This is a genomic window from Gemmobacter sp., from assembly GCF_046292685.1.
In the GTDB taxonomy this organism is placed as follows: domain Bacteria; phylum Pseudomonadota; class Alphaproteobacteria; order Rhodobacterales; family Rhodobacteraceae; genus Wagnerdoeblera.
Map to the genome: position 1 here is coordinate 1 of NZ_JBKBQM010000003.1, position 25,288 is coordinate 25,288.

Genomic DNA, 25,288 nt, shown 5'->3' on the forward strand with positions numbered 1-25,288 from the left:
AAACTCGACGGCCAAAACCGCCTCCCCGAGATCATCCGAGGGGTTGAATTTCGCGACGGCATCAAGCACGAAATCAAAGCCGCCTGATCACACCGTCACCAACTTTCGGGCATAGCTCGCGCCGGGGGCCAAGGCGCCAGTGTCAAAGGTGCGTCGGCTTACCGGGTCGAGGTCAACATGGCCTCGACCCGCCTGTTTGCTGCCCGGCCTTCGTCGGTCAGGTTCGATCCGCGCGGCGCCATGAACCCGGCCCCCAGCGCGGTGATGCGGCTGCCATCGGCGCCCATCTCGGCGATCAGGCGCGCGCGCACGGCCTCGGCCCGCCGTTTGGACAAGGCGATGTTGGCTTCCAGCGAACCCGAGGCATCGGTGTGCCCGACCAGGGCGATGCTGCGCGCCGGATGCGCCGCCAGATAGGCCGCCAGTTCCGCCAGCACCGCATCGCCCCCCTGCGCCACATCGGCGGCGCCGCTGGCAAACTCCACGCCATTCAGCACGACCGACCCGTTTTCCAGCGCCTGCGCCAGCCCACCCGCGGCTTCGGCGCGCGGTGGTGCCGGCACCGCCTGATCCGGGGCGGATTTGCTGGAAACCGCGGCCTGAACCGGCGGTTCGTCTGCCGCCGGCCCCACCCGGATCATCTGCACATGCCCGGTGCCCGCCCCGGCCGACCGGCTGACCAGCAGGCTGAGGTATTCCGCCTGCGCCCCGCTGCCCCGGCGCACGGCCAGAAAGCGGAAATCGCCCAGATCGACATGCATCGCCGGTTCGGGCAGCACTTGCGTGGAATAGCGAAAGTCGAATCCGCCGCACCCGGCCGTTTCGCATTCGAACAGCATCTGCCAACCGTCGGCCAGCAGTGCTGCGCGCATCGGTGCCAGCAACGCCAGCGTGCCCGCCCGGCTGTCGGGCAGGCGCCATGCCGATTGCTCGACCCGGCCTTCGGTGCGCTGCGTCAGCATGCTGCCATCGGCCCAGGGGCCGATCGGCAAGGCGTAGCTGCCCATCGGCTCGACCCGCTCGGCGGTGCGTTCGGCGCCCGGCGGAAAGGCGCGTTCCAGCGCCAGTGCCGGGGTTGTGGTCAGGGCCAGCCCGATCGCCAGCCCAAAGGCTATGCGGCGCCGCAGGAAGCATGCGCCAGGGAACATGCGGGTGTCCATCACTGCTCGGCCCAGTTTTCAGGCGCTTCTGTAGTGATAGTGTCCCACAATGCTCATGTTCAGGGAAGCATAGAGTTTCCCGGCCGCCTCGTTGTGGCAGGTCACCGCCAATGCCAGCCAGTGCGCACCATTTGTCTGTGCCCACCACGCAGCCGACCGCAAGATGTTGTGCGCGGACCCTTGCCGACGCATCCGCGGAAGCACCTCGACGGCGTGGATCATCGCAATTTGACCCGAAATGGCGGCAAATCCTGCCCCTGCCACCCGGTCGATCCGGTCCGGCGCACAGGCCAGAAAGGCCGTGGCCGGCCCCTTGACCCGCCGCATCACCGCCTGCCGGCCCGGACCGATGCCCGTTTCGGTCCACACATCCTCGCACATCGCCATCGGCGGCCAGTGCGGAAAGCTGTACATCAGGTCGGGCTCGGCAAAGGCCCCCAGCGGGGCCGCGCGCAGATGCACCGGGTCCACCACCCGGTAACCGCGCGCCTCCAGCATGGCGTCCAGCGCCTCGTCGCCCGGCCGGATCAGAAACAGCGGGGTCTGACCCAACGCGCGGTGCCTGGCCTCTGCCAGCGGGATATCGGCCTCGGTCACCGGCGCCTCGGCCGTCGCCGCCGAAACCCGCTTGCCGCCTCCCTGGCCTTCACGCACCAGCCACGGCCCCACCCGGTGCAGCGCCGCCGCAGGCCAGGTATCGTCCATCGCCTGGAACAGCGCCGGCAAGGCAGGCAGGGCGGGCGCCAGCATCAGCCTTGCCCGAACAGCGCGACCAGCCGCGCCATCGCCGCATCCACCTGCGCCCCGTCGGTGCCGCGGATCACCAGATTGGTGCCATGCGCCCCATTGCGGATGAACGGATAGCTGCCCATCGACAGCTCGGGGAAATCGGCGGCCAGCGCACCGAATGCCTCGGCGATCTCGCCTTCGCCGCGGTTCACCTGCAACGACTGGCTCAGCAGCGGCGCCCCGCCCGTCAGCGTCGGCAGCACGCTGGCCACCATCGCCTGAAAGATGTTCGGCACACCTGCCATCACATGCACGTTGCCCAGCGTGAACCCGGGTGCGGTGGACACCGGATTGTCGATCAGCGCCGCGCCGTCGGGGATGCGCGCCATCCGCTGCCGGGCGGCGTTGAACTCCAGCCCCGCCCGTTCGTAATGCGCCGCCAGCAAGGCGCGCGCATCCTCACGGATGCCGATGCCCACGCCGAACGCCGCCGCGACCGCATCGGCGGTGATGTCGTCATGCGTGGGCCCGATACCGCCGCTGGTGAACACATGGTCCCACCGGCCGCGCAAGGCATTCACCGCTGCCACGATATCCTCGTGCACATCGGCCACCACCCGCGCCTCCATCATGCGGATGCCGTGGCGCGTCAGTTCGTTGGCCAGATGGTGCATGTTCGAATCGCGCGTGCGACCCGACAGGATTTCATCGCCGATCACCAGCATCGCCGCGGTAGGGTTGGTCATGGTCGTCTCCTTGCAGGGAAGTCCAACAGCGTATAGGGGCCGGGCATGGACTTTCCCACCCCCCTGTTCTCGTTCAGGTTGTGCCGCCGATACAAGCGGTTTCTTGCCGACATGCAGGACGATACCGGAAACGTGGTAACCGCGCACTGCCCCAACCCCGGCGCCATGACCGGGCTGGCCGAACCGGGCACCCTCTGCTGGCTGGCGCCCGCCGCGCCGGGGGCGAAACTGACCTGGGGCTGGAAGCTGGCGGAAACGCCAGGCGGCATGGCGCTGGTCGATACCACCCTTGCCAACCGCATCGTGGCCGAGGCGCTGGCCGCCCGCCGCATCCCCGGCCTGCCCGGCTACACCGCCATCCGGCCCGAGGCACGCCTGGGCGACAGCCGCATCGACTTCTGCCTGACCACTGCCACCGGCCCCCTCTGGCTGGAGGTGAAAAGCGTGACCCTCTCGCGCGACGGCTGGGCCGAATTCCCCGACACCCGCACCGAACGCGGCGCCCGGCACCTGGCCGCGCTGACGGGTGCCGCCGAACGGGGCGAAGGTGCTGCGATGGTCTATCTGCTGGCCCGCACCGATTGCACCCGTATCCGCATCGCCGCCGACATCGACCCCGCCTATGCCGCCGCCTTTGCCCGCGCTCGCGCTGCCGGCGTGGCGATGATCGGGCTGGCCACCGCCATCACCCCGCAGGCCGTCACCGCAACCGGCCCCGTTCCTGTCGCCTGACCTTTCCCCCGGCCCGCGCCCGCGCTAGCCTGCGCACCAAGCAGGAGGCCGGAATGACCGATCACGTCAGCACCCACCAATCCGAAGAGGACGCCCGCAACGAAAACATCCTGATCTGGGTCGATGGCCGCATCGTGCCCAAGGCGCAGGCGGTCGTGTCGGTCTACGATTCGGGCTTCATGCTGGGCGACGGGGTGTGGGAAGGCATCCGCCTCTACAATGGCCGCTGGGCTTTTCTGGAGGATCACCTCGACCGGCTGTTCGAGGCCGCGCGCGCCATCGACCTCGACCTTGCCCGCACGCGCGACGAAATCCGTCAGGCGATCTTCGACACCCAGGCCGCAAACGGCATGACCACCGATGCCCATGCCCGGCTGATGGTCACCCGCGGAGTCAAGACGCGGCCCTTCCAGCACCCCGCCCTCAGCCAGCGCGGCCCCACGATGGTCATCATCATGGAACACAGCCGCCCGAAAATCCCGCGCCCGATCCGCCTTGCCACCGTGCCGCACCTTCGCGGCCTGCCGATGACGCAGGATCCCAAGCTGAACTCGCACAGCAAGCTCAACTGTATCCTTGCCTGCATCGCCGCACAGAAGGCCGGCGCGGACGAGGCGCTGATGCTCGACATCCACGGCTTCGTGAACACCACCAACGCCTGCAACTTCTTCATCGTGCGCAAGGGCCAGGTCTGGACCAGCACGGGCGACTACTGCATGAACGGGATCACAAGGCAGAAGGTCATCGACCTGTGCCGCGCCAATGACATCCCGGTGTTCGAACGCAACTTCTCGCTGGTCGAAACCTATTCGGCGGACGAGGCGTTCCTCACCGGCACCTTCGGCGCGCAAACCCCCGTGGGCAGCATCGACGGGCGCACCATCGGCACCGGCCAGATGGGCCCGATGACCGCCCGGCTGCGCGATCTCTACAAGGCGCTCGTGATGGCCTGACCCTGCCCGTTTTCTGTCCTCAAATATCCCACGGGGGTCCGGGGGTGTGAAACCCCCGGTTCCCCGCCAGCCACAAGGAACCGCCCATGAACATCGCGATGTGGTCCGGCCCGCGCAACCTGTCGACCGCCATGATGTATGCCTTTGCCGCCCGGGGCGACTGCGCGGTGTGGGACGAGCCCTTTTACGCCGCATACCTTTCCGCCACCGGCATCGACCACCCGATGCGCGATGCGATCGTCGCCGCGCATGACGCCGACCCGGCCCGGGTCGCCGCCGCCTGCGCCGCGCCCCCCGCCGGCAAAGAGCCGCTGTTCTACCAGAAGCACATGACGCTGCACATGATCCCCGCCTTCGACCGCGGTTTCATGCGCGCCTGCACCAATGTCTTCCTGATCCGGCACCCGGCGCGTGTCGTGGCCTCCTACGCCAGGAAACGCGAGGGCCCGACGCTGGCCGACATCGGCTTTGTCCAGCAGGCCGAGCTGTTCGACGAGGTGGCGGGCTGGCTGGGCCGCGCGCCGCTGGTAATCGACAGCGCCGACATCCGCGCCGACCCGCCCGGCGCGCTGGCCCGGCTGTGCGCGGCACTGGGGATAGCCTTCACCGACCGGATGCTGCACTGGCCGGCCGGGCCGAAACCCTTCGACGGTGCCTGGGCGCCGCACTGGTATGGCGCCGTGCACGCCTCGACCGGATTCGAAGACCCCGAAGGCCCGCTGCCCGACCTGCCGCCCGATTACGCCGCCCTCGTGGACCAGGCCCTGCCGTATTACGACCGTCTGCGCGCCTACGCCCTTTGACGCCGCCCCGGCCCCGAGCCGGGGCCTTGTCAGACCGCAGAGGTCCCGGCACAAGGCCGGGACGGGTTTCCCCAGCTTGACCTTCCGTTCCGGCCGACGCAGCTTGCGCCGGAACGGAACCGGAGTCGGTCATGGCCAAAGCCCCCCTCGTCACCCCCGTGCTGATCGCAGGGTGCATCCTCTTGATGCTGGGCTTTGCCGTTCGCGCCTCGTTCGGGGTGTTCCAGATTCCGATCGCGGCCGAGTTCGGCTGGGCGCGCAGCGAGTTTTCGCTGGCCATCGCCATCCAGAACCTGGCCTGGGGCATCGGGCAGCCGCTGTTCGGCGCGCTGGCCGAACGCTTTGGCGACCGGCGCGCGATTCTGGCCGGCGGGGTGATGTATGCGGTGGGGCTGGTGCTTTCGGCCTTTGCCACCACGCCCTTTGCGATGCAGTCGCTCGAGGTGCTGGTGGGGTTCGGCATCGCGGGCACCGGCTTCGGCGTGGTCCTTGCGGTGGTCGGCCGCACCGCGGCGCCCGAACATCGGTCGATGGCGCTGGGCATCGCCACCGCGGCCGGGTCGGCCGGGCAGGTTTTCGGGCCGCCGGTGGCCGAACTGTTGCTGGGCTTCGTGCCGTGGCAGGGTGTGTTCCTGATCTTTGCCGCCGTCATCCTGCTCAGCCTGCTGGCGCTGCCGCTGTTGCGTTCGCCCGGCGTGGCGACCCGGGCCGAGCTGGAGGAAAGCCTCGGCACCGTGCTGGTGCGCGCCTTCCGCGACCCCAGCTATCTGCTGATCTTCGTCGGGTTCTTTTCCTGCGGCTATCAGCTTGCCTTCATCACCGCGCATTTCCCGGCGATGGTTACCGAACTGTGCGGCACGCCCGACCCCGGCGGGCTGCTGGCGGGGCTGGGCATCACCACCACCTCGGCCCTGGGGGCCGTGGCGATCGGGGTCATCGGGCTGGCCAACATCGTGGGCACGCTGACCGCCGGCTGGCTGGGCAAGCGCCATACCAGGAAATACCTGCTGGCGGCGATCTATGCCGGGCGCACGCTGGCATCGGCGGCCTTCATCCTGTTGCCGATCACCCCGGCCTCGGTGCTGTTGTTCAGCCTGGTGATGGGGGCGCTGTGGCTGGCCACGGTGCCGCTGACCTCGGGGCTGGTGGCGCATATCTATGGCCTGCGCTACATGGGCACGCTGTATGGCTTCGTCTTCCTGTCGCACCAGATCGGCGGTTTCCTCGGTGCCTGGCTGGGCGGGCGGATGTATGACCTGACCGGCGACTACACCCTTGTCTGGTGGATCGGCATCGGTGTCGGCGCGTTTTCGGCCATCGTTCACCTGCCGGTGCGCGAACGCCCGCATCCCGCCACCACCGCTGCTGCGGCGGCGTGACCGCCGCTATTCGGCCGCGGCCCGCAGCGTTCCCAACGCATCCTCGATGTCGGCGGCGATGGCGGCGCGCAGCCCCGCCGCATCCGCGGCCCGGATCGCAGCCAGCGCCGCCTGATGCCGGTCGGCAACCAGATGCGCCGGCGCGCGGTCGAACAGCAGGTGCATGTAGGCGCCGAACTGCACCCAAAGGCTTTCGATCAGCGGGCACAGCACCGAATCGGGCGCCGCGCGATAGATGCCGAAGTGAAAGCGGTAGTTGAGCCGCATGTAGCCGGCCACATCCCGCGCCCGGATCGCTGCCGACAGCGCCGCATCGGTCGCATCCAGCGCCGCCACCGCCGCCGCGTCGAGGTGCGCCAGCGCATCGGCCGCCGCTTCGGGCTCCAGCAGCAACCGCGCCCGCACCAGCGCCTGAAACCGCGCGCGCCCCAGGGCCGGCACCGTCAGCCGGCGCGTGGCGCTGGCCTGCAAGCCGCCTTCGGCCGTCAGCCGGCGCACGGCCTCGCGCATCGGCATGGTGCCGGTGCCCAGCAGCGCGGCCAGCGACGCCACCGTCACCGGCTGGCCGGGCGGAATGCGCCCTTCCAGCAGCGCCTCCTTCAGCGCCTCGTAGGCAAGGTCGTGCTGCGGGGTGGCGGCCATCAGGCGGCCTGCCACAACCCTTCGGCGCGCACCTTGGCCGCGGCCTCGTCCAGCGACTTCCAGGCCCGTTCGATCAGGATGTCGATTTCCGCCGGCGTGATGACCAGCGGCGGCGCGATGATCATGCGGTCGTAGACGTGCCGCATGATGAGGTTGTTGGCAAAGCACCGCTCGCGCGTGATGAGGCCCACCGTGCCCGCCTCGGCGGCGAACCTTGCCCGCCGCGCCTTGTCGGGCGTCAGCGCAATGGAGCCCATCAGGCCCACCAGCTTGGCCTCGCCCACCATCGGGTGGTCGGCCAGTTGGGCCCATTTCGCCGCCAGGTACGGGTGGGCCACGTCGCGCACATGGTCGATGATGCGTTCTTCCTCGATGATGCGCAGGTTTTCCAGCGCGACCGCCGCCGACAGCGGGTGACCCGAATAGGTGTAGCCGTGGTTGAACTCGTCGCGCCCGACCACCTCGGCCACCTCGTCGCACACGATCGACCCGCCGATCGGCGCATAGCCCGACGACAGGCCCTTGGCGATGGTCATGATATGCGGGCGGATGCCATAGGTCTGGCTGCCGAACCAGTTGCCGGTGCGCCCGAAGCCGGTGATGACCTCGTCCGCGATCAGCAGGATGCCGTATTCGTCGCAGATGCGCTGGATTTCCGGCCAGTAGGTGCTGGGCGGCACGATCACGCCACCGGCGCCCTGGATCGGCTCGCCGATGAAGGCCGCGACGTTCTCGGGGCCCAGTTCCTGGATCTTGGCCTCCAGTTCGCGCGCGCGCAGCAGGCCGAAATCCTCGGGGCTCAGGTCGCCGCCCTCGTTGTACCAATGCGGCTGGCCGATGTGCACGATGCCCGGAATCGGCAATCCGCCCTGTTCGTGCATCGGCTTCATCCCGCCCAGCGACCCCCCGCCCATGGTCGAGCCATGATAGCCGTTCTTGCGGCTGATGAGGATGTGGCGCTGCGGCTGGCCCTTCAGCGCCCAGTATTGCCGCACCAGCCGGATGTTGGTGTCGTTCGCCTCGGACCCCGAGCAGGCATAGAACACGTGGTTCAGATCGCCCGGCGCCAGTTCGGCGATCTTCGCTGCCAGCGCGATGGCCGGCACATGGGTGGTCTGGAAGAAGGTGTTGTAATAGCTCAGTTCCCGGATCTGGCGCGCCGCCGCCTCGGCCAGTTCCTCGCGCCCGTAGCCCACGTTCACGCACCACAGCCCGGCCATGCCGTCGATGATCTCGTTGCCGTTGCTGTCGGTCAGGAAAACGCCCTTGGCGCGCACCATCACCCGCGCCCCCTTGGCGGCCAGAGCGTTTCCGGCGGTGAACGGGTGCATGTGGTGCGCGGCATCCAGCGCCTGCAATTCGGCGGTCGGCAGATGGTTGGTGATGATGGTCATGGCGAAAACCCCTTTTCGCCGCGCAACCTGCGCCTTTCCGGCGCCAAGGTCAATGGATTTTGATCAAAATATTCCCGTGCGCGGAATCCCGGCGCAAGGCCGGGGCCGGCCCCGGCCGGGCGGCCGGGGCCTGGTCGCTCAATATTCGCCGGGGCCGCGCTGTTCCACGCCGGGGACGGCAGCCGTCACGATGATTTCCACCCGGTATTTCGGCGCAGCCAGGCGCGCCTCGCCGGTGGCGCGGGCCGGGGCATGGCCGGCAGGCACCCACTTGTCCCAGACGCTGTTCATCGCGTCGTAATCCGCCATGTCGGCCAGCCAGATCACCGCCTGCAGGATGTGTTCCTTCGACGAACCGATCTGCGCCAGGATGCGGTCGATCTGCGCCAGGCAATCGGCCGTCTGCTCGGCCACGGTGGCGCCTTCGCCGACCTGGCCGGCCAGCCAGGCGATGCCGTTGTAGACCACGGCCTCGGACAGGCGCGGGCCGGGATTTATGCGGGTAATCATGCGGGAGTCCTATCGTTGGGCAGGCATGGTGACCCCGGCAGGATTCGAACCTGCGACCTGCCGCTTAGGAGGCGGCCGCTCTATCCCCTGAGCTACGGGGCCATGCCGCCCCCTGATGCCCGCAAACGCACCGCGATGCAACCGGGGGCTTGGCCCCGGGCAGGCTTTGGCGCTAACAATCAGGAAAAGCGCGCGAGGAGGACGCCCCATGAGCAAGCCACCGGCCCGTCCGGGCCCGAAATCCGCCCCACCGCGCCGCCCGCTGACCCTGCGCGACGTGTCGGAACTGTCGGGCGTGTCGGAAATGACCGTCAGCCGCGTGCTGCGCAACCGCGGCGACGTGTCCGAGGCGACGCGCGAAAAGGTGCTGGGGGCGGCGCGCGACCTCGGCTATGTGCCCAACAAGATCGCCGGTGCCCTGGCCAGCCAGCGCGTCAACCTGGTGGGGGTCATCATCCCCTCGCTGTCGAACATGGTCTTTCCCGAAGTGCTGCAAGGCATTTCCGAAGTGCTGGAAGACACCGGCCTGCAGCCTGTGTTCGGTGTCACCCACTATTCCGCCGTCCGCGAGGAAGCGGTGCTGTACGAAATGCTGTCCTGGCGCCCTTCGGGCATCGTCATCGCCGGGCTTGAACATTCCGATGCAGCGCGGGCCATGCTGGATACCGCCGGGGTTCCGGTGGTGGAAATCATGGATACCGACGGCACCCCGGTGGATTCGGTGGTCGGCATCTCGCACCGCCGCGCCGGGCGGCAGATGGCACAGGCGATTCTCGCCGCCGGCTATCGGCGCATCGGCTTCCTCGGCACCAAGATGCCCGACGACCACCGCGCCCGCAAACGCATGGAAGGCTTCGAGGAGGTGCTGGCCGAAGCCGGCATCGCGCTCGCCGACCGCGAATTCTATGCCGGCGGTTCCGCGCTGCTGAAGGGGCGCGAGATGACGGCCGCGATGCTCGCCCGTTCGCCCGATCTCGATTTCCTCTATTACTCCAACGACATGATCGGGGCCGGAGGGCTCTTGTGGTGCCTGGAAAACGGCATCGACGTGCCCGGGCGCCTCGGGCTTGCGGGCTTCAACGCCGTCGAACTGCTCGAAGGTCTGCCGCGGCGCCTTGCCACGATGGACAGCTGCCGCCGCGAGATCGGCCGCAAGGCGGCCGAGATCATCGCCGGCAAGCTGCCCGGCGGGATCATCGGCGGACATGTCATCGAACTCGAACCGGTGCTGCAACCGGGCGACACCATCCGCAAGGCATGACGATGGAACCGCTGACCGCCCTCGACCTCGCCGCGGCCCATCCGCTCGACGACGACATCCGGGCCTATTTCGACAAATGCACCGAAAAGCTCGGGCTCATCCCCAATGTGCTGCAGGCCTATGCCTTCGATCAGGCCAAGCTGCGCGCCTTCATGGCGATGTACAACGACCTGATGCTGGCGCCTTCGGGCCTGTCCAAGGCGGAACGCGAGATGATCGCGGTGGCGGTTTCGGCCGAAAACCGATGCGTCTATTGCCTCACGGCCCACGGCGCCGCACTTCGGCAACTGACCGGCGATCCGATCCTGGCCGAAACCATCGCCCAGAACTGGCGCGCCGCCCGGCTGGATCCGCGCCAGCGCGCGATGCTGGCCTTCGCCGTCAAGCTCACGCGCCATCCGCAGGACATGGCCGAGGCCGACCGCGCTGCCTTGCGCGACGCCGGGTTCACCGACCGCGACATCTGGGACATTTCGGCGGTCGCCGCCTTCTACAACATGTCGAACCGACTGGCCTCGGCGGTCGAGATGCTGCCGAACCCCGAGTATCACGGCATGGCACGTTGAAGGCGGCCGCCGCACCGGGGGGCGCCGCCTCCCACCCGGCAAGGTCGGTCGGCGCTGCTCCGCCCGGCCTCTTTTCACCTTGATCCAAATATCCCACGGGGGTCCGGGGGTGTGAAACCCCCGGTCCTGCAGCTGCCGTCAGCGCAACCGCTTCAGCAGCGCCTCGTTGACATAGCCGTCCGGCGTCAGCCCCTGGGCGGTCTGCCAGGCGCGCACCGCCTCCATCGTGCCCGAGCCGGTGACACCGTCGATTTCCCCGGTGTAGTGGCCAAGGTCTGCCAGGCGCTGCTGAATCTCCTTGCGCTCGGCCTCGGTCAGCGGCCGGTCGCCGCGCGGCCAGGGGCGCACCAACCCGCCGCGCCCGGCCAGCTGGTCCGACAGCAGCCCGACACCCATCACATAGCTGTCGGCATTGTTATACCGGCTGATGACGCGGAAATTGTCGAAGATCATCAGCGCCGGCCCGTTCATCCCGGCGGGCAGCAGGATCGAGGCCGGCCCGTGGTCGGGGATGCGCCCGCCGCGCACGGCCTTGACGCCTTGCGCCTGCCACTGCGACGGCGGTTTGCGCGTGGCCTTGCCGGCCTCGCGGAAGCCGGCCGGCACCGTCACCTCCACCGCCCAGGGTTGGCCCGGGTTCCAGCCCATCTTCGCCAGATAGTTCGCCGCCGAGGCCAGCGCATCGGTCGGATCGTCGCCCCAGATGTCGCGCCGCCCGTCGCCGGTAAAGTCCACCGCATAGGCAAGATAGCTGGTCGGCATGAACTGGGTGTGCCCCATCGCCCCTGCCCAGGACCCTTTCATGCTGGCCGGGTCGGTGTCGCCGGCCTGCAGGATCTTCAGCGCGGCAATCAGCTGTTCCTCGAAAAAGGCGCCGCGCCGCCCGTCATAGGCCAACGTGGCCAGCGAGGGGATGACCCCCTTCTTGCCGCGGTTGATGCCATAGCTGGTTTCCATGCCCCAGATGGCGGCGACCACTTCGGCCGGCACGCCATAGCGCGCCTCGATCCGCCGCAGGGTCGCGCCATGTTCCGACAGCGCCTTGCGCCCGTTGGCCAGCCGGGTATCCGACACCGCGCTGTCGAGGTATTCCCAGATCGGGCGGGCAAATTCCGCCTGCCGCCGGTCCAGCCGGATCACGTCGGGGTCGTAATAGGCCACGTCGAGCGCCCGGCTGACGACCGCAGGCGCGACCCCCTTGGACTGCGCCCGCGCGGCAAAGCCTTGTGCCCAGCGGTCGAACCCGGCCTTCTGTTCCGCGCTGGCCACGGCTACCGCCGCCGGGGCAGCCGCTGCCGGGCGGGCGGCAACCCGTTCGGGCCCCGCATTGCCGCAGCCCATCGGCAACAGCGCAATGCCGAAGCCCAAGGCCTTGAAAACATGCCGCATGATGTCACCTGCCTGCATCCGTTGTTATCTGCTCTTGGTCGATAACCTAGCCCGATTCGGGCGATGCGGAAAGCCCGAGGTCAGCGCCGGGTGCGCAGCACCTTGCGGGATTTCGCCGGCCCGCGCGACGGCGGGCGCGGTTTGCCGCCCTTGCGTGCCCGGGCTGCGCGTCCCGAAGGCAGGCCCTTGTCCTCGACCGACAGCAGCTCCAAGAGCAGCCCGCCGGTCACCGGCACCGCCTCGGTCAGCCGTACGGTGACGCGCTGGCCCACGCCAAGCGTCAGCCCGGTATCGGCCCCCATCAGCGTCTGCGCCTGCGGGTCGAAGTGAAAGAATTCGCGCCCGATCTCGCGGATCGGGATCAGGCCGTCGGCGCCCGATTCGTCCAGCCGCACGAACAGGCCGAACCGCTGCACCCCGGAAATGCGGCCCGTGAATTCGGCCCCCACCCGGTCCGACAGCCAGGCGGCCAGGTAGCGGTCGGTGGTGTCGCGTTCGGCGGCCATGCTGCGCCGTTCGGTGTCGGAAATCAGCTTGGCGGTTTCCTCCAGCTGCGCGATGTCGGCGGCACTCAGCCCGTCGTCGCCCCAGCCATGCCCCAGGATCAGCGCGCGATGCACGATCAGGTCGGAATAGCGCCGGATCGGCGAGGTGAAATGCGCGTAACTGCGCAGCGCCAGCCCGAAATGGCCCAGGTTGCGCGGCAGGTAATAGGCCTGCGTCATCGAGCGCAGCGTGGTGATGTTCAGCAATTCGTCGAAATCGCTGCCTTCGGCCTGTTGCAGCAGGCGGTTCAGGTGCTGCGTCTTCAGCACCTGCCCCTTGGCCAGCACAAAGCCCGAGGCCTGCGCCACCTCGCGCAAGGCGTCGATCTTGTCGAGGCTCGGCTCCTCGTGCACGCGGTAAAGCAGCGGCCGGCGCAACCGCTCCAGCTCCTCGGCGGCGGCCACGTTGGCCAGCACCATGAATTCCTCGATCAGCTTGTGTGCGTCGAACCGTTCCTTGAAGGCGACCGATTGCACACGCCCGTCCTCCGACAGCACGATCCGCCGTTCGGGCAGGTCCAGCTCCAGCGGTTGCCGCTCGGCCCGGGCACGCAACAGCGCGGCATAGGCGGCGAAAAGCGGGCGGATCACCGGCTCCAGCAACGGGGCGGTGATGGCATCGGGGCGCCCGTCCTGCGCGGCCTGCACCGCCTCATAGGCCAGCGAGGCGCGGCTGCGCATCAGCCCGCGGGCAAAGCGGTGGCTCAGCTTGCGCCCGTTCGCGTCGATGCGGATGCACACCGCCAGGCAAGCCCGGTCCACCCCCTGATGCAGGCTGCACAGGTCGCCCGACAGCCGGTCGGGCAGCATCGGCACCACCCGGTCGGGGAAATAGGTGGAATTGCCGCGCCGGCGTGCCTCGCGGTCCAGCGCCGATTGCGGGCGCACGTAATGCGCCACATCCGCAACGGCCACCCAGATCACATGGCCGCCGGGGTTGTCGGGCGCCGCATCGGCATGGGCCAGCACGGCATCGTCGCGGTCGCGCGCATCGATCGGGTCGATGGTGACGAGGTCCAGATGGCGCAGATCCTCGCGCGTGCCAAGCGGGGCCGGCTCTTGCCGTTCGGCCTCCAGCAGCACCTCGTCGGGGAAATCGTCGGGGATGCCGTGCTGGTGTATCGCAATCAGCGACACCGCGCGCGGTGCGCCCGGGTCGCCCAGCCGGGCCACGATCCGCGCTCGCGGCAGACCCATCGCCTCGCGCCGGCCGACCAGCTCGGCCTCGACCAGTTCGCCATCGCGGGCACCTTGAGTGGAGTCGCGCGCCACCAGCCATTCCTTGGCCTCGCCCTTGTCGATGGGCACGATCCGCCCGCCTTCGGCAGCCTTGCGAAAAACGCCCAGAATGCGCCGCGCCCCGGTGCCGATGCGCCGGATCAGCCGCGCCTCGTGGCTGTGGGTTTCCGCCGCCACCGCCGTCACCCGCGCCAGAATGCGGTCGCCCGCGCCCAGTGCCGGATCCTCGGCCCTGGTCAGCACCAGAATCCGCGGTGCCTCGCCTTCGCCTTGCCATTCCAGCGCGCGGGCGAACAGATCGCCCGCGCGGTCGGGGCCTGTCACCTCCAGCACCGAGACCGGGGCCAGCTCGCCCGGCGCGCCATAGCGGCGGGCCTTGCGCGCCACCGCGCCCTCGGCCTCCAGCTCGCGCAGCAGGCGCTTCAGCTCGATCCGCTGGGCCCCCTTGATGCCGAAGGCGCGCGCGATGTCGCGCTTGGCGGTTTCGCCGGGGTTCTGCGCGATCCAGTCGAGGATCTGCTGGCGGGTCGGAAGCTGGTTCATCCCGCTGCCCTAGCACGCGCGCCCCCGCGCGTCATGCGCAAAAAATCCGCCGCCCGTGACGCCACGGCCGGGCTTGCGCGAGCCCGCCGGTCGGCGAAACGTGGCAGGGCAAGGGGGGCGCGCGATGCAGGAAGAACAGGTTTCCATTCCCGGCCCGGGCGGTCGGCTGGCAGGGCGGCTGATCGCGGTGCCCGACCCGCGGCTTGCGGTGGTGATCAATGCGGCAACCGGCGTGCCGGCCGGATTCTACGCAAGCTTCGCGCGCTGGCTGGCCGAGGACCGGCACGCCGCGGTCCTGGTCTGGGACTACCGCGACTTTGCCGCCTCTGGCAACCCGCGCCGGTCGCGTGCGACGATGGCCGATTGGGGCGTGCACGATGCGGCGGCAGCGCGCGACTGGCTGGCGGCACGCCTGCCGGGCCTGCCGCTCTGGGTCATCGGGCACTCGCTGGGCGGGCTGGCGCTGCCGTTCCAGCCGGGGCTCGAAGGCATCGCGCGCGCGGTGATCGTCGCAGCCGGACCCGTGCACCTGTCCGACCATCCCTGGCCGCTGCGGCTGGGGATCGCCAGCACCTGGTGGGGGCACGGCCCGCTGCTGACGGCCGCTTTCGGCTACCTCCCCGGACGCCGGCTGTTTCTGGGCGCCGACATTCCGGGCCCCGCCTACTGGCAATGGCGGCGGTGGTGCGCGCATCGCGGGTCATGCCTGTCGGACCCCGCGATGCCGCCGCTTGCGTCCGAGACGCTGACCTGCCCGGTCACGCTGGTGGCTCTGGCTGATGACGGCATGGTGCCGCCGGTCGCAGTCTGGCGCCTCGCCGACTGGATGCCGAAGGCGGCGGTGACCCGCCGCCTGATCGCGCCCGCCGACCACGGGCTTGCCACGCTGGGCCACATCGCGGCCTTCGCGGGGCGCAACCGCGCGGTCTGGCCGGCGCTGGTGGCCTGATTACTTGTTGGCTTCGCGGATCTGCTCGGCCTTGGCCTTGTCGAAGGCGATGCCCTTGGCCTCGAACAGCTGGTCCAGCTCGCCCGACAGGGTCATCTCGGTGACGATATCGCACCCGCCCACGAACTCGCCCTTGACATACAGCTGCGGAATCGTCGGCCAGTCGGAGAAATCCTTGATCCCCTGGCGCACTTCGGGGTCGGCCAGCACGTTCACGTCGGCGAAATCCACCCCCATGAAGTTCAGCACCCCCGCCACGCGGCTGGAAAAGCCGCATTGCGGCATCATCTTGGTGCCCTTCATGTAAAGCACCACGTCGTTCTTCTCGATCGTCTCGCGGATCTGATCCAGCGCGCTCATCGTCCGGTCCTCCTGGTCGCCCGCACCGGCACGCGCACACGCCGCATGCCTCCCGGGCCGTTGTCATCGTCGTCGTCGTGTTCCTCGCGGGCGCGGGCGGCAACCAGCACCACGGCCACCACCACCACCACCAGCAGGATCACCGCAAGTATCATTCCGGCGCCCGCGTCGTCAGCGCCAGCGCGTGCAAGGCGCCGTTCGGCCCATCCATCTTGCCCTTCAGCGCAGCATAGACGGCGCGCTGCTGCTGCACCCGGTTCAGCCCGCGAAAGCTTTCGTCCACCACCTCGGCGGCAAAATGCGCGCCGTCGTCGCCCTGCACGGTAATCCGCGCGCGCGGAAAGCTTTCGCGCAGCAGTTTCTCGATATCCTCAGCCTGGATCATGGATCGCTCCCTGCTACCCACCGCAATCTAGGCCGCGGCCCGGCCCTTCGCAAGCCGGGGCCGGCACTGGTCTTTCACCTTGCCGAAATATCCCGGGGGGTGCGGGGGGCAGCGCCCCCCGCCCTCTGCGGCCTGGTCAGCCCTTGGCCGCCACCCGGGCGTTGCGCGTGGCAATCAGCTTCAGCCGCAGCGCGTTCAGCCGGATGAAGCCGGCCGCGTCCTTCTGGTCGTAGGCGCCGGCGTCTTCCTCGAAGGTCACGTGCTTTTCGCTGTACAGCGTATGGTCCGACCAGCGCGCCACCGTGCGCACCGACCCCTTGTAGAGCTTCAGCCGCACCGTGCCGGTCACATGCTCCTGGCTCTTGTCGATCAGCGCCTGCAGCATCTCGCGCTCCGGGCTGAACCAGAAGCCGTTGTAGATGAGTTCCGCATAGCGCGGCATCAGGCTGTCCTTCAGGTGGCCCGAGCCTGCGTCCAGCGTGATCTGTTCGACGCCGCGGTGGGCCTCCAGCATGATCGTGCCGCCGGGGGTTTCGTAAAGCCCGCGCGACTTCATGCCGACAAAGCGGTTCTCCACGAAATCCAGCATCCCGATGCCGTGCCGCGCGCCATATTCGTTCAGCGCGGTCAGCAGAGTGGCCGGGCTCATCGCCACGCCGTTGATCGCCACCGGGTCACCGCGTTCATAGGTGATCTCGATGAACTCGGGCTGGTCGGGCGCATCCTCGGCCCGCACGATGCGCTGCGCCACATAGTCGGGCGCCTCGTCCGCCGGGTTTTCCAGCACCCGGCCTTCGGAACTGGTGTGCAGCAGGTTGGCATCCACCGAAAACGGCGCCTCGCCGCGCTTGTTCTTGGCGATCGGGATCTGGTTCTGCTCGGCGAATTCCAGCAGGCGGGTGCGGCTGGTCAGATCCCATTCGCGCCAGGGCGCGATCACCTTGATCGAGGGATCCAGCGCATAGGCGCTCAGCTCGAAACGCACCTGGTCGTTGCCCTTGCCGGTTGCGCCATGCGCCACCGCATCGGCGCCGTGTCTGTGCGCGATCTCGACCAGATGCTTGGAAATCAGCGGCCGCGCGATCGAGGTGCCCAGCAGATACTGCCCCTCGTAGACCGCGTTGGCGCGGAACATCGGGAACACGAAGTCGCGCACGAATTCCTCGCGCACGTCGACGATGTGGATGTTCTCGGGCTTGATCCCCAGCAGGATCGCCTTTTCCCGCGCCGGTTCCAGTTCTTCGCCCTGGCCGAGGTCGGCGGTGAAGGTGATGACCTCGCAGCCGTATTCGGTTTGCAGCCACTTCAGGATGATCGAGGTGTCGAGGCCGCCGGAATAGGCCAGCACGACTTTCTTGGGCGCGGACATCGCTATGCTCCGTCAGGAAGGGTCGGGCCGGGTCTATTGGCTTTTGCCCGGGCAAACAAGTGCCGCATGGCCACAAGCCGCGCGCCGCGCTATGAAGACGGCATGGATACCTTCGCCACCTCCGCCCGCCAGGCCGCGGTCGCCTTGCGCGACCTGTTCGACCCCACGCCGTTGCAGCGCAACGACCACCTGTCGGCGCGCTATGGCGCCGAGATCTGGCTCAAGCGCGAGGATCTGTCGCCCGTGCGCAGCTACAAGATCCGCGGTGCCTTCAACGCCATGCGCAAGCTGCGCGCGACCAGCCCGGCCTTGCGCCAGTTCGTCTGCGCCTCGGCGGGCAATCATGCCCAGGGTGTTGCCTATGCCTGCCGGCATTTCGGGGTGCAGGGCACCATCTTCATGCCGGTCACCACGCCGCAGCAAAAGATCGACAAGACCCGCATGTTCGGCGGCGGCGCGGTCGAAATCATCCTGACCGGCGACTATTTCGACCAGACGCTTGCCGCCGCCCAGGCGCATTGCGCCCGTGCCGGGGCGCATTTCCTGTCGCCCTTCGACGATGCCGACGTGATCGAGGGGCAGGCCACCGTGGCGGTGGAAATCCTCGACCAGCTCGGCCGCGCGCCCGATCTGGTGGTGCTGCCGGTCGGCGGGGGCGGGCTGGCCTCGGGCGTCACGCGGTTCCTGCGCGACGAGGCGCCGGGGGTCGCCTTCCGCTTTGTCGAACCGGCAGGGGGCGCCAGCCTCAAGGCCGCGATCGACCACGGCGGCCCGGTCAAGCTGTCGCGCGTCAACAGTTTCGTCGATGGTGCCGCGGTGGCGCGGCTGGGCGACCTGACCTGGCGCCACCTCGACTGGGTCGGCGCCGACCTGGTGCATCTGGCGCCCGAGGACCGCATCTGCATCACCATGCTGGAGATGCTGAACGTCGAAGGCATCGTGCTGGAACCTGCCGGGGCGCTGGCGGTGGATGTGCTGCCCGAACTGGCCGACACGATCCGCGGCAAGACCGTCGTTTGCATCACTTCGGGCGGCAACTTCGATTTCGAACGCCTGCCCGAGGTCAAGGAGCGTGCGCAGCGTCATGCCGGGCTGAAGAAATACTTCATCCTGCGCATGCCCCAGCGCCCCGGCGCCTTGCGCGAGTTCCTGACCATGCTGGGCCCGGACGACGACATCGCGCGCTTCGAATACCTCAAGAAATCGGCGCGCAACTTCGGCTCGGTCCTGATCGGGATCGAGGCGAAGGATCCCGCCAGCTTTACCCGCCTGTTCGCCCGGCTCGATGCCGCGGCCTTCGTCTGGCGCGACATCACCGGCGACGAGACGCTGGCGGAATTCCTGATCTGATCGGAACCCGATCGCGTCACGTCGCCGCGGCGCTGCCCAGCGACTCGAGGAACTGGCGCCGCGATTCGGCGTAGAGCGCCACCACCTCGGCCAGGTCGATCTCGGCCGCGCGGCCTGCGGCGGCTTGGCGTTCGCCGATCTGGCACAGCGCCCCGAGCCGCCGGAACCCCAGGTTCAGCGCCCCGCCTTTCAGGAAGTGCAGGTCGGCTTCCAGCCGCGCCGGGTCGGGCGCAGTGCGAAACCTTTGCACGACCTCGTCCACCTCCTCCAGAAACAAGGCTACGACTTCGGCAAAGCTTTCGGCGCCCACTTCGGCGCGCAGGGTTGCCACCCTGTTCCAATCGATCATCCCGTTACCTCCGGCATCGCCTGCAATACACAAAACCCGCCACGACCCTAGTGAATCGGGGTTAACCCTTGGTTCCGCATTCATGTCGCTGAATGTGCAATTTTATCCTTCATACCGCATTAATCGGACAGGCTGCATGGTGGCGCGGTGATCATCAGGGGTGTCAGGTGCCAATCGCGGCCGTGCAGCAAGAAACCGAACAACCGCGCCGCCGTGCTCTGGTGGTGGACGACAGTCGGGCACAGCGTCTGCTGTTGCGGGTGGCTCTGGCCCGCTGGGGCTATGACGTGACCGAGGCGGCTTCGGCCGATGCCGCGCTGGACTTGTGCCGCAGCACCGCCTTCGACATCGTGCTGTCGGACTGGGTGATGCCCGGCCTGTCGGGGCCGGAATTCTGCCGCGCCTTCCGCGCCTTGCCGCGCGAAGGCTACGGCTATTTCATCCTGCTCACCTCCAAGTCCGACAAGGACGAGGTGGCCGAGGGGCTGGATGCCGGCGCCGACGATTTCCTGTCGAAGCCGGTCGATCCGGGCGAATTGCGCGCCCGGATGCAGGCGGGCGAACGGCTGCTGTCGATGCAGCGCGAACTGCAAGACAAGAACCGCCTGCTGGGTGCGGCGCTGGCGGAACTGCAAGGGGTCTACGACACGCTCGACCGCGACCTGATCGAGGCGCGCAAACTGCAACAATCGCTGGTGCGCGACCGTCACCACGATTTCGGGCCGGCGGCGGTGTCGCTGCTGTTGCGGCCTTCGGGGCATGTCGGCGGCGACCTTGTGGGGTATTTTCCGCTTTCGCACCGGCGGCTGGCGTTCTTTTCCATCGACGTGTCGGGCCACGGCGTTGCCTCGGCGATGATGGCTGCGCGCCTTGCGGGCATGCTGTCGGCCTCGGCGCCCGATGCCAACATCGCGCTGGTGGTGGGCGGCGATGGGCCGGTGGACGCCTGGCCACCGGAAATCGTCGCCGCCCGCCTCAACCGCATGGTGATCGAGGTGATGCAGGTCGAACAGTATTTCACCTGCGTCTACGCTGATGCCGATCTGGCCACCGGACGCGTTGCCCTGGTGCAGGCAGGGCACCCGCACCCGCTGCTTCTGTCCGCCGATGGTGCGGTGCGACTTGTGGGGCAGGGCGGCCTGCCCATCGGCCTGGTGCCCCGCGGTACCTGGGACCGGGTCAATCTGCAGCTTGCACCCGGCGATCGCCTGCTGCTGATGACCGACGGCCTGACCGAATGCCGCGACGCCGCAGGGCGCGAACTGGGCGAAGATGGCCTGGCCGACCTCGTGCGCCGCAACCTGCCCCTGCGGGCCGAGGCCTTTCTCGATTCGCTGCAATGGGATCTCGAACGCTTTGCCGGCAGCGCGGATTTCGCCGACGACGTCTCTGCCGTGCTGTTCGACTGGCGCGGCTCAGACCAGCGCTGACAGGAAATGCCGGTCGCCGGGGTTGGCCAGCATCCGCACCGCGGCCGCCGGCTCGGCCCAGACGGCGGTGTGCCCCGGCTCGGTTGGCGGGCCCAGCTGCAGAACCGGCATCGCCAGGTAGACCGTGCACAGCTTTTCCGCCCACAGGTCGTATTCCGGCATGTAGGTAAACCGCCGGAAGGCGCCCAGCCGGCGCTCGATGCGAATCGTCCAGCCGGTTTCCTCGCGCACCTCGCGGTGCAAGGCGGGCAAGGGCTGTTCGCCGCGGTCGATCCCGCCGCCCGGCAGCTGGTATTCCGGCCAGGGTTCGGCCTGATGCGTCAGCAGCACCGCGCCATCGCGCCACAGAATCGCATAAACCCCCGGGCGTCGGGTATAGCGGCGGCCCGGCGCGGGCGGCTGGTCGAAACGGCGGATCATCGGGGCCTCTTGGCTGGCAGGGTCTCTCGCCTATATAGAGGCGACAAACACCCCCGCGCCATGCCCTCTGGCACCGCAAGGAACCCCCGTATGACCGTAGCTGCCCCCGCCTGGGACGATAGCGTCCTGCCCTTTCAACTTGACGCCGCCGATGTGCGCGGCCGCGTCGCCCGGCTGGACGGGGCGCTCAACCGCATCCTGGCCCAGCACAGCTATCCCCCGGCGATCGAGGCGTTGGTGGCCGAAGCCGTCCTGCTGACCGCGCTGATCGGTCAGGCCATCAAGCTGCGCTGGAAACTCAGCCTGCAGATTCGCGGCAAGGGGCCGGCCCGGCTGATCGCCACCGACTATTACGGCCCGACCGAAGACGGCCAGCCGGCCCGCATCCGCGCCTATGCCAGCTACGATGCCGAACGGCTGGAGCCCGAAGGCCCCGCCTTTGCCCAGATCGGCGAAGGCTTCTTTGCCGTGATGATCGACCAGGGCGAAGGCATGCTGCCCTATCAGGGCTTTACCCCCATTGCCGGCTCGTCGCTGGCGCATTGCGCCGAAACCTATTTCGCCCAGTCCGAACAGCTGCCCACCCGCTTTGCGCTTTCGCTGGGCCGCAGCCAGGCGCCCGGGCAGCCGGCCGGCTGGCGCGCAGGCGGCGTGATGATCCAGCACATGCCCAAGGCCTCGCCCTTTGCCAAAGGCGAAGGCGGCTCGGGCGAAGGCGGGTTGCTGGCGGCGGCCGATCTGGTCCACGGGGCCGAGGGCGAAGCGTGGAACCGCGTCAACCTCTTGCTCGACACCGTCGAGGATCTGGAGCTGATCGGCCCGTCGCTGGCGCCCGACCGGCTGCTTTACCGCCTGTTCCACGAGGAGGTGCCGCGCATCTTTCCGGTGCAGCCGGTGAACTTCGGCTGCTCGTGCTCCGAAGACAAGGTGCGCAACAGCCTGTCGATCTATTCGGCCAAGGACATCCGGCACATGACCACGCCCGAAGGCACCGTCACCGCCGATTGCCAGTTCTGCGGCGCGCATTACGTGCTCGATCCCGCCACCGTCGGGTTCGAGGCCGTGCGGGAGGCACCCGGTGCATGACGCGCTGGATCGGCTGCGCGCCGCCTTGCAGCGCCCGGTCGATGCTTCGTCCGATTTCGACCTGAACCCCGGCGTCGTGCCGCCGCCCGGGCGCGCCTTGCGCCCGGCGGCGGTGCTGGTCGGGTTGCTGGAGGGTGCGGCCGGCCCCGAGGTGGTGCTGACCCGGCGCTCGTCGCTGTTGCGCCACCATCCGGGGCAGATCGCCTTTCCGGGCGGCAAGCTCGAACCCGCCGACCCCACGCCCGAAGCCGCCGCCCTGCGCGAGGCGCGAGAGGAAATCGGCCTCGACCCCGCGCGGGTGGAACCGCTGGGCCGCCTGCCGGTGCATGAGACCGTCACCGGCTTTTGCATCACCCCGGTGCTTGGCCGCATCGACGGCCCCTTTCACCCCGTTCCCGAAGCCGGCGAAGTGGCCGAGGTGTTCCGCGTGCCCTTCGCCCACCTCGCCGATCCCGCGCATTACCGGGTCGAGCGGCGCCTGTGGCAAGGTCAGTGGCGCAACTACTATGCCGTTCCCTGGGGGCCCTACTACATCTGGGGCGCCACGGCGCGCATCCTGCGCGGGCTGGCCGGGCGGCTGGCGCCATGAAGATCGCGGGCGACTGGCTGGCCCACCCCGGCACGGTCGCGCTCTGTGCGGCGTTGCAGGCGGCGGGGCACCAGGCGCTGTTCGTCGGCGGTTGCGTGCGCAACGCCCTTCTGGGGGCCGAGGTCGCCGACATCGACATCGCCACCGATGCAACACCGCCGCAGGTGACCGACCTTGCCGCCGCGGCCGGTCTACGTGCCGTGCCCACCGGCTTCGATCATGGCACGGTCACCGTTGTCGCCTTGGGCCGCGCGCACGAAGTCACCACCTTTCGCCGCGATATCGCCACCGATGGCCGCCGCGCCACCGTCGCCTATTCCGACCGGATCGAAGAGGATGCCGCCCGCCGCGACTTTACCATGAACGCGCTCTATGCCCGGCCCGACGGCACCGTCATCGACCCGCTCGGCGGCTTGCCCGACCTGCTGGCCCGCCGCGTGCGCTTCGTGGGCGACCCGGCGGCCCGCATCGCCGAAGATCGCCTGCGCATCCTGCGCTTCTTCCGCTTTCACGCCTGGTATGGCGACCCCGCCGCCGGGATGGACCCCGCGGCTCTGGCCGCCATCGCTGCGCAGCAAGAGGGGCTCGACCAGATCTCGCGCGAGCGGATCGGGCACGAGATGCGCCGGCTTCTGGCCGCGCCCGACCCGGCCCCGGCCGTGGCGGCTATGCAGGCGACCGGCACCCTGGGCCGCATCCTGCCCGGGGCCGAGCCCCGCGCGCTGGCGCCGCTGGTGCATCTGGAACAGAGGGTGGCCGGCACCGGCCCTGCCGGCCGCTGGTTGCGCCGCCTCGCGGTGCTGGGCGGGCCGGACCCGACCGCCGCCTTGCGCCTGTCGCGGGCCGAGGCCGCGGCGCTGGCGCGGCTGAACGCAGCATCGGCGCTGCCCCCGGCCGAAGCGGCCTGGCGCTACGGCGCCGATGTGGCCACCGACGCGATGCTGGTCATGGCCGCAAGCCTCGGCGCCGACCTGCCGCCCGGCTGGCAGGATGCCATCGCCAAGGGTGCGGCGGCCCGCTTTCCCGTTGCGGCGGCCGACCTGATGCCGGGTCTGCAAGGCGCGGCCCTTGGCGCCGCCTTGCAGCGTCTGGAACGCGCCTGGATCGATTCGGGCTTCACGCTCGACCGCGCGAGGCTTCTGGCCGCGGTGCCGCACCCGACGCCTGCCCCCGCGCCGCATTCACCGCCGCCCCCATCAGCACCGCCCAGGCGCTGAGGTAAAACCACATCAGCAAGGCCGCCACGGCGCCGATCGCCCCGTAAACCTTGTTGTAGGTGCCGAAATTGGCAAGGTAGATCGAAAATCCCTCGGATGCTGCCAGCCACAGCACCACGGCCACCAGCAGCCCCCAGGACAACAGCGGCGGGCGGCGCCCGGCCCTTCCGGCCGGGCCATAGCGGTAGACCAGGCCCACCCCCAGCACCGTCACCAAAGGCGCGATCAGCCAGCGCGCCAACCGCACCAACCCGGCCTCGTAAGGCCCCAGCGGCAGAAACTGCAACACCAGCGGCACCACGATTCCTGCGGCCAGCGCGGCCAGCGCCGCCGCCACCATCGCCAGCGTCAGCGCCAGCGCCACCGCCTGATGGCGCACACCGCTGCGGCTTTCCTGCCCGAAGGCTGCGTTGATGCCTTGCACCAGCGCCGCCATGCCGGCCCTGGCCGACCACAGCGCAGCGCCAAGGCTCAGCGCCGTCGTCCAGCCCAGGCGCCCGGCGCCAGCCCCCACCAGACCCGTCACCTGGGCATTCAGGATGTCGAAGGCATCGGGCGGCAGGAACTGCGCCAACCCTTCAAGGTTCGCCGCGACCACATGCGGGTCGGCAAACAGGCCCCAGATGGCCACCACTGCCGCCAGCGCCGGAAAGATCGCCAGCACCGCGAAAAAGGCGACTCCGGCAGAAATCAACCCCAGGTGCCGCTGCCCGGCCAGCACCCAGGCCCGCCAACCGACCCTGAGAATTGCGTGCATCGATTCTGCTTGCCTGGCCCGACAGGGCCGGACCGCCCCTAAAAGCAACGGGGGGCAGCCTGCGCCACCCCCCTTGTCTCGCTTACCCAAGGCCAGCAGTCAAACCGGAGTCAAAGCCCCCAGTGTGCCGCGCCTTGTGCCTTGCCCTTCGCGCTGCAACCGCCCCCGGATGCGCCGCCAAGGGCGGCACAAGATCCGAAGGGTGCCGCGCGCCGATCTTACATCGCGGGGGCAGTGGTGGTCACGGTGCCGTCGTTCGAGATGATGTAGGCAACGCCAGCGATGACGATGACGATCCCGGCCACGGCACCGGCGGTCAGACCGCCGCCAACGGCCAGGCTGCTCGGGATGGGCGCCGATGCCTGAGCATTGGCGACCCCGACGGTCGCGGTGGCCATGGCGGCGGAAAGGGCAATTGCTGCAAACGTCTTCATGG

28 protein-coding genes and 1 tRNA gene are annotated in these 25,288 nt (G+C 68.9%); 12 read left to right on the forward strand and 17 right to left on the reverse strand.

The window, feature by feature from the left end; genetic code table 11:
* Positions 1-158: 158 nt before the first annotated feature.
* The 3 genes from ACK4S2_RS01245 to ACK4S2_RS01255 are packed head-to-tail and all read right to left on the reverse strand — an operon-like array spanning position 159 to position 2,635.
* A complete protein-coding gene (locus tag ACK4S2_RS01245) occupies positions 159-1,148 on the reverse strand; it encodes an OmpA family protein (RefSeq protein ID WP_409619515.1) in 990 nt (329 codons plus the stop codon).
* 30 nt (positions 1,149-1,178) lie between these two features.
* Positions 1,179-1,910: a GNAT family N-acetyltransferase gene (locus ACK4S2_RS01250; protein ID WP_409619517.1), complete on the reverse strand. Its 732-nt coding sequence runs from the start codon at positions 1,908-1,910 to the stop codon at positions 1,179-1,181.
* Positions 1,910-2,635, reverse strand: coding sequence for a competence/damage-inducible protein A (locus ACK4S2_RS01255; protein WP_409619519.1), 726 nt, complete (start codon positions 2,633-2,635; stop codon positions 1,910-1,912). Before ACK4S2_RS01255 ends, ACK4S2_RS01250 begins: the two co-directional genes overlap by 1 nt.
* Positions 2,636-2,680: 45 nt before the next feature.
* Between ACK4S2_RS01255 and sfsA the strand changes: the two genes are divergently transcribed.
* The 4 genes from sfsA to ACK4S2_RS01275 all read left to right on the forward strand — a co-directional run bounded on the left by sfsA (position 2,681) and on the right by ACK4S2_RS01275 (position 6,502).
* Positions 2,681-3,367: a DNA/RNA nuclease SfsA gene (gene sfsA, locus ACK4S2_RS01260; RefSeq protein WP_409619521.1), complete on the forward strand. Its 687-nt coding sequence runs from the start codon at positions 2,681-2,683 to the stop codon at positions 3,365-3,367.
* Between the two features lie 53 nt (positions 3,368-3,420).
* Positions 3,421-4,320, forward strand: a complete 900-nt coding sequence (locus ACK4S2_RS01265) for a D-amino acid aminotransferase (RefSeq protein ID WP_409619523.1) — start codon at positions 3,421-3,423, stop codon at positions 4,318-4,320.
* Between the two features lie 86 nt (positions 4,321-4,406).
* Complete coding sequence (locus ACK4S2_RS01270) at positions 4,407-5,123, forward strand: HAD family hydrolase (RefSeq protein ID WP_409619525.1); 717 nt, start codon at positions 4,407-4,409, stop codon at positions 5,121-5,123.
* A 131-nt stretch (positions 5,124-5,254) separates the two neighbouring features.
* Positions 5,255-6,502 (forward strand): MFS transporter, encoded by a 1,248-nt coding sequence (locus ACK4S2_RS01275; RefSeq protein ID WP_409619527.1) that lies wholly within the window; start codon positions 5,255-5,257, stop codon positions 6,500-6,502.
* 6 nt (positions 6,503-6,508) lie between these two features.
* Here the strand turns inward: ACK4S2_RS01275 and ACK4S2_RS01280 are convergent, their stop codons facing one another.
* The 4 genes from ACK4S2_RS01280 to ACK4S2_RS01295 all read right to left on the reverse strand — a co-directional run bounded on the left by ACK4S2_RS01280 (position 6,509) and on the right by ACK4S2_RS01295 (position 9,150).
* On the reverse strand, positions 6,509-7,144 hold the full coding sequence (locus tag ACK4S2_RS01280; RefSeq protein ID WP_409619529.1) for a GntR family transcriptional regulator: 636 nt from the start codon (positions 7,142-7,144) through the stop codon (positions 6,509-6,511).
* Complete coding sequence (locus ACK4S2_RS01285; RefSeq protein WP_409619531.1) at positions 7,144-8,538, reverse strand: aspartate aminotransferase family protein; 1,395 nt, start codon at positions 8,536-8,538, stop codon at positions 7,144-7,146. Before ACK4S2_RS01285 ends, ACK4S2_RS01280 begins: the two co-directional genes overlap by 1 nt.
* Positions 8,539-8,676: 138 nt before the next feature.
* Positions 8,677-9,048 (reverse strand): RidA family protein, encoded by a 372-nt coding sequence (locus tag ACK4S2_RS01290; RefSeq protein ID WP_409619533.1) that lies wholly within the window; start codon positions 9,046-9,048, stop codon positions 8,677-8,679.
* A 26-nt stretch (positions 9,049-9,074) separates the two neighbouring features.
* Positions 9,075-9,150 (reverse strand) — tRNA-Arg (locus ACK4S2_RS01295).
* Positions 9,151-9,256: 106 nt separating this feature from the next.
* Here ACK4S2_RS01295 and ACK4S2_RS01300 point away from each other — a divergent pair.
* Both ACK4S2_RS01300 and ACK4S2_RS01305 read left to right on the forward strand, forming a co-directional pair.
* Positions 9,257-10,309 (forward strand): LacI family DNA-binding transcriptional regulator, encoded by a 1,053-nt coding sequence (locus ACK4S2_RS01300; protein ID WP_409619535.1) that lies wholly within the window; start codon positions 9,257-9,259, stop codon positions 10,307-10,309.
* Positions 10,306-10,875 carry a peroxidase-related enzyme gene (locus tag ACK4S2_RS01305; protein WP_409619537.1) on the forward strand — a complete coding sequence of 190 codons (570 nt, stop codon included), beginning with the start codon at positions 10,306-10,308 and terminating at the stop codon, positions 10,873-10,875. Before ACK4S2_RS01300 ends, ACK4S2_RS01305 begins: the two co-directional genes overlap by 4 nt.
* Positions 10,876-11,013: 138 nt before the next feature.
* Here the strand turns inward: ACK4S2_RS01305 and ACK4S2_RS01310 are convergent, their stop codons facing one another.
* Together ACK4S2_RS01310 and rnr are read right to left on the reverse strand one after the other, a co-directional pair.
* Positions 11,014-12,264, reverse strand: a complete 1,251-nt coding sequence (locus tag ACK4S2_RS01310; RefSeq protein ID WP_409619539.1) for a lytic murein transglycosylase — start codon at positions 12,262-12,264, stop codon at positions 11,014-11,016.
* Positions 12,265-12,344: 80 nt separating this feature from the next.
* Entirely contained in the window at positions 12,345-14,591 is a 2,247-nt protein-coding gene (rnr, locus tag ACK4S2_RS01315) for a ribonuclease R (RefSeq protein ID WP_409619541.1), read from the reverse strand.
* A 124-nt stretch (positions 14,592-14,715) separates the two neighbouring features.
* On the opposite strand from rnr, the gene ACK4S2_RS01320 reads away from it, so the two are divergent.
* Positions 14,716-15,540: a serine aminopeptidase domain-containing protein gene (locus ACK4S2_RS01320; RefSeq protein WP_409619543.1), complete on the forward strand. Its 825-nt coding sequence runs from the start codon at positions 14,716-14,718 to the stop codon at positions 15,538-15,540.
* On the opposite strand, the gene grxD is transcribed toward ACK4S2_RS01320, so the two are convergent.
* From grxD to ACK4S2_RS01340, 4 genes are all read right to left on the reverse strand, one after another.
* Complete coding sequence (gene grxD, locus ACK4S2_RS01325) at positions 15,541-15,900, reverse strand: Grx4 family monothiol glutaredoxin (RefSeq protein WP_409619545.1); 360 nt, start codon at positions 15,898-15,900, stop codon at positions 15,541-15,543.
* Positions 15,897-16,055 carry a hypothetical protein gene (locus ACK4S2_RS01330; protein ID WP_409619547.1) on the reverse strand — a complete coding sequence of 53 codons (159 nt, stop codon included), beginning with the start codon at positions 16,053-16,055 and terminating at the stop codon, positions 15,897-15,899. Before ACK4S2_RS01330 ends, grxD begins: the two co-directional genes overlap by 4 nt.
* Entirely contained in the window at positions 16,052-16,285 is a 234-nt protein-coding gene (locus tag ACK4S2_RS01335) for a BolA/IbaG family iron-sulfur metabolism protein (RefSeq protein WP_409619549.1), read from the reverse strand. The genes ACK4S2_RS01330 and ACK4S2_RS01335 overlap by 4 nt, the downstream gene beginning before the upstream one ends.
* Positions 16,286-16,421: 136 nt before the next feature.
* Entirely contained in the window at positions 16,422-17,654 is a 1,233-nt protein-coding gene (locus ACK4S2_RS01340) for an argininosuccinate synthase (RefSeq protein WP_409619551.1), read from the reverse strand.
* Between the two features lie 102 nt (positions 17,655-17,756).
* Between ACK4S2_RS01340 and ilvA the strand changes: the two genes are divergently transcribed.
* A complete protein-coding gene (ilvA, locus tag ACK4S2_RS01345) occupies positions 17,757-19,004 on the forward strand; it encodes a threonine ammonia-lyase IlvA (protein WP_409619707.1) in 1,248 nt (415 codons plus the stop codon).
* A gap of 16 nt (positions 19,005-19,020) precedes the next feature.
* Here the strand turns inward: ilvA and ACK4S2_RS01350 are convergent, their stop codons facing one another.
* A complete protein-coding gene (locus tag ACK4S2_RS01350; protein ID WP_409619553.1) occupies positions 19,021-19,353 on the reverse strand; it encodes an Hpt domain-containing protein in 333 nt (110 codons plus the stop codon).
* Between the two features lie 173 nt (positions 19,354-19,526).
* On the opposite strand from ACK4S2_RS01350, the gene ACK4S2_RS01355 reads away from it, so the two are divergent.
* Positions 19,527-20,783, forward strand: a complete 1,257-nt coding sequence (locus ACK4S2_RS01355) for a PP2C family protein-serine/threonine phosphatase (protein WP_409619709.1) — start codon at positions 19,527-19,529, stop codon at positions 20,781-20,783.
* On the opposite strand, the gene ACK4S2_RS01360 is transcribed toward ACK4S2_RS01355, so the two are convergent.
* Positions 20,769-21,203, reverse strand: coding sequence for an NUDIX domain-containing protein (locus ACK4S2_RS01360; RefSeq protein WP_409619554.1), 435 nt, complete (start codon positions 21,201-21,203; stop codon positions 20,769-20,771). The genes ACK4S2_RS01355 and ACK4S2_RS01360 overlap by 15 nt on opposite strands.
* Positions 21,204-21,293: 90 nt before the next feature.
* On the opposite strand from ACK4S2_RS01360, the gene ACK4S2_RS01365 reads away from it, so the two are divergent.
* Genes ACK4S2_RS01365 through ACK4S2_RS01375 form a run of 3 tightly spaced genes read left to right on the forward strand, consistent with a single transcriptional unit; the run spans position 21,294 to position 24,095 of the window.
* Complete coding sequence (locus ACK4S2_RS01365) at positions 21,294-22,289, forward strand: Hsp33 family molecular chaperone HslO (protein WP_409619556.1); 996 nt, start codon at positions 21,294-21,296, stop codon at positions 22,287-22,289.
* Positions 22,282-22,878, forward strand: a complete 597-nt coding sequence (locus tag ACK4S2_RS01370) for an NUDIX hydrolase (RefSeq protein ID WP_409619558.1) — start codon at positions 22,282-22,284, stop codon at positions 22,876-22,878. The genes ACK4S2_RS01365 and ACK4S2_RS01370 overlap by 8 nt, the downstream gene beginning before the upstream one ends.
* Positions 22,875-24,095: a CCA tRNA nucleotidyltransferase gene (locus tag ACK4S2_RS01375; RefSeq protein ID WP_409619560.1), complete on the forward strand. Its 1,221-nt coding sequence runs from the start codon at positions 22,875-22,877 to the stop codon at positions 24,093-24,095. Before ACK4S2_RS01370 ends, ACK4S2_RS01375 begins: the two co-directional genes overlap by 4 nt.
* Here the strand turns inward: ACK4S2_RS01375 and ACK4S2_RS01380 are convergent.
* Positions 23,995-24,852 (reverse strand): YihY/virulence factor BrkB family protein, encoded by an 858-nt coding sequence (locus tag ACK4S2_RS01380; protein ID WP_409619562.1) that lies wholly within the window; start codon positions 24,850-24,852, stop codon positions 23,995-23,997. The genes ACK4S2_RS01375 and ACK4S2_RS01380 overlap by 101 nt on opposite strands.
* Before the next feature lie 218 nt (positions 24,853-25,070).
* Positions 25,071-25,286, reverse strand: coding sequence for a hypothetical protein (locus tag ACK4S2_RS01385; protein WP_409619563.1), 216 nt, complete (start codon positions 25,284-25,286; stop codon positions 25,071-25,073).
* Positions 25,287-25,288: the final 2 nt, after the last annotated feature.

Bases quoted from the DNA above. Each gene is read 5' to 3' on its own strand.
- ACK4S2_RS01245 (WP_409619515.1), bottom strand. From the start codon at position 1,148: ATGTTCCCTGGCGCATGCTTCCTGCGGCGCCGCATAGCCTTTGGGCTG.
- ACK4S2_RS01250 (WP_409619517.1), bottom strand. From the start codon at position 1,910: ATGCTGGCGCCCGCCCTGCCTGCCTTGCCGGCGCTGTTCCAGGCGATG.
- ACK4S2_RS01255 (WP_409619519.1), bottom strand. From the start codon at position 2,635: ATGACCAACCCTACCGCGGCGATGCTGGTGATCGGCGATGAAATCCTG.
- sfsA (WP_409619521.1), top strand. From the start codon at position 2,681: ATGGACTTTCCCACCCCCCTGTTCTCGTTCAGGTTGTGCCGCCGATAC.
- ACK4S2_RS01265 (WP_409619523.1), top strand. From the start codon at position 3,421: ATGACCGATCACGTCAGCACCCACCAATCCGAAGAGGACGCCCGCAAC.
- ACK4S2_RS01270 (WP_409619525.1), top strand. From the start codon at position 4,407: ATGAACATCGCGATGTGGTCCGGCCCGCGCAACCTGTCGACCGCCATG.
- ACK4S2_RS01275 (WP_409619527.1), top strand. From the start codon at position 5,255: ATGGCCAAAGCCCCCCTCGTCACCCCCGTGCTGATCGCAGGGTGCATC.
- ACK4S2_RS01280 (WP_409619529.1), bottom strand. From the start codon at position 7,144: ATGGCCGCCACCCCGCAGCACGACCTTGCCTACGAGGCGCTGAAGGAG.
- ACK4S2_RS01285 (WP_409619531.1), bottom strand. From the start codon at position 8,538: ATGACCATCATCACCAACCATCTGCCGACCGCCGAATTGCAGGCGCTG.
- ACK4S2_RS01290 (WP_409619533.1), bottom strand. From the start codon at position 9,048: ATGATTACCCGCATAAATCCCGGCCCGCGCCTGTCCGAGGCCGTGGTC.
- ACK4S2_RS01300 (WP_409619535.1), top strand. From the start codon at position 9,257: ATGAGCAAGCCACCGGCCCGTCCGGGCCCGAAATCCGCCCCACCGCGC.
- ACK4S2_RS01305 (WP_409619537.1), top strand. From the start codon at position 10,306: ATGACGATGGAACCGCTGACCGCCCTCGACCTCGCCGCGGCCCATCCG.
- ACK4S2_RS01310 (WP_409619539.1), bottom strand. From the start codon at position 12,264: ATGCGGCATGTTTTCAAGGCCTTGGGCTTCGGCATTGCGCTGTTGCCG.
- rnr (WP_409619541.1), bottom strand. From the start codon at position 14,591: ATGAACCAGCTTCCGACCCGCCAGCAGATCCTCGACTGGATCGCGCAG.
- ACK4S2_RS01320 (WP_409619543.1), top strand. From the start codon at position 14,716: ATGCAGGAAGAACAGGTTTCCATTCCCGGCCCGGGCGGTCGGCTGGCA.
- grxD (WP_409619545.1), bottom strand. From the start codon at position 15,900: ATGAGCGCGCTGGATCAGATCCGCGAGACGATCGAGAAGAACGACGTG.
- ACK4S2_RS01330 (WP_409619547.1), bottom strand. From the start codon at position 16,055: ATGATACTTGCGGTGATCCTGCTGGTGGTGGTGGTGGTGGCCGTGGTG.
- ACK4S2_RS01335 (WP_409619549.1), bottom strand. From the start codon at position 16,285: ATGATCCAGGCTGAGGATATCGAGAAACTGCTGCGCGAAAGCTTTCCG.
- ACK4S2_RS01340 (WP_409619551.1), bottom strand. From the start codon at position 17,654: ATGTCCGCGCCCAAGAAAGTCGTGCTGGCCTATTCCGGCGGCCTCGAC.
- ilvA (WP_409619707.1), top strand. From the start codon at position 17,757: ATGGATACCTTCGCCACCTCCGCCCGCCAGGCCGCGGTCGCCTTGCGC.
- ACK4S2_RS01350 (WP_409619553.1), bottom strand. From the start codon at position 19,353: ATGATCGATTGGAACAGGGTGGCAACCCTGCGCGCCGAAGTGGGCGCC.
- ACK4S2_RS01360 (WP_409619554.1), bottom strand. From the start codon at position 21,203: ATGATCCGCCGTTTCGACCAGCCGCCCGCGCCGGGCCGCCGCTATACC.
- ACK4S2_RS01365 (WP_409619556.1), top strand. From the start codon at position 21,294: ATGACCGTAGCTGCCCCCGCCTGGGACGATAGCGTCCTGCCCTTTCAA.
- ACK4S2_RS01375 (WP_409619560.1), top strand. From the start codon at position 22,875: ATGAAGATCGCGGGCGACTGGCTGGCCCACCCCGGCACGGTCGCGCTC.
- ACK4S2_RS01380 (WP_409619562.1), bottom strand. From the start codon at position 24,852: ATGCACGCAATTCTCAGGGTCGGTTGGCGGGCCTGGGTGCTGGCCGGG.
- ACK4S2_RS01385 (WP_409619563.1), bottom strand. From the start codon at position 25,286: ATGAAGACGTTTGCAGCAATTGCCCTTTCCGCCGCCATGGCCACCGCG.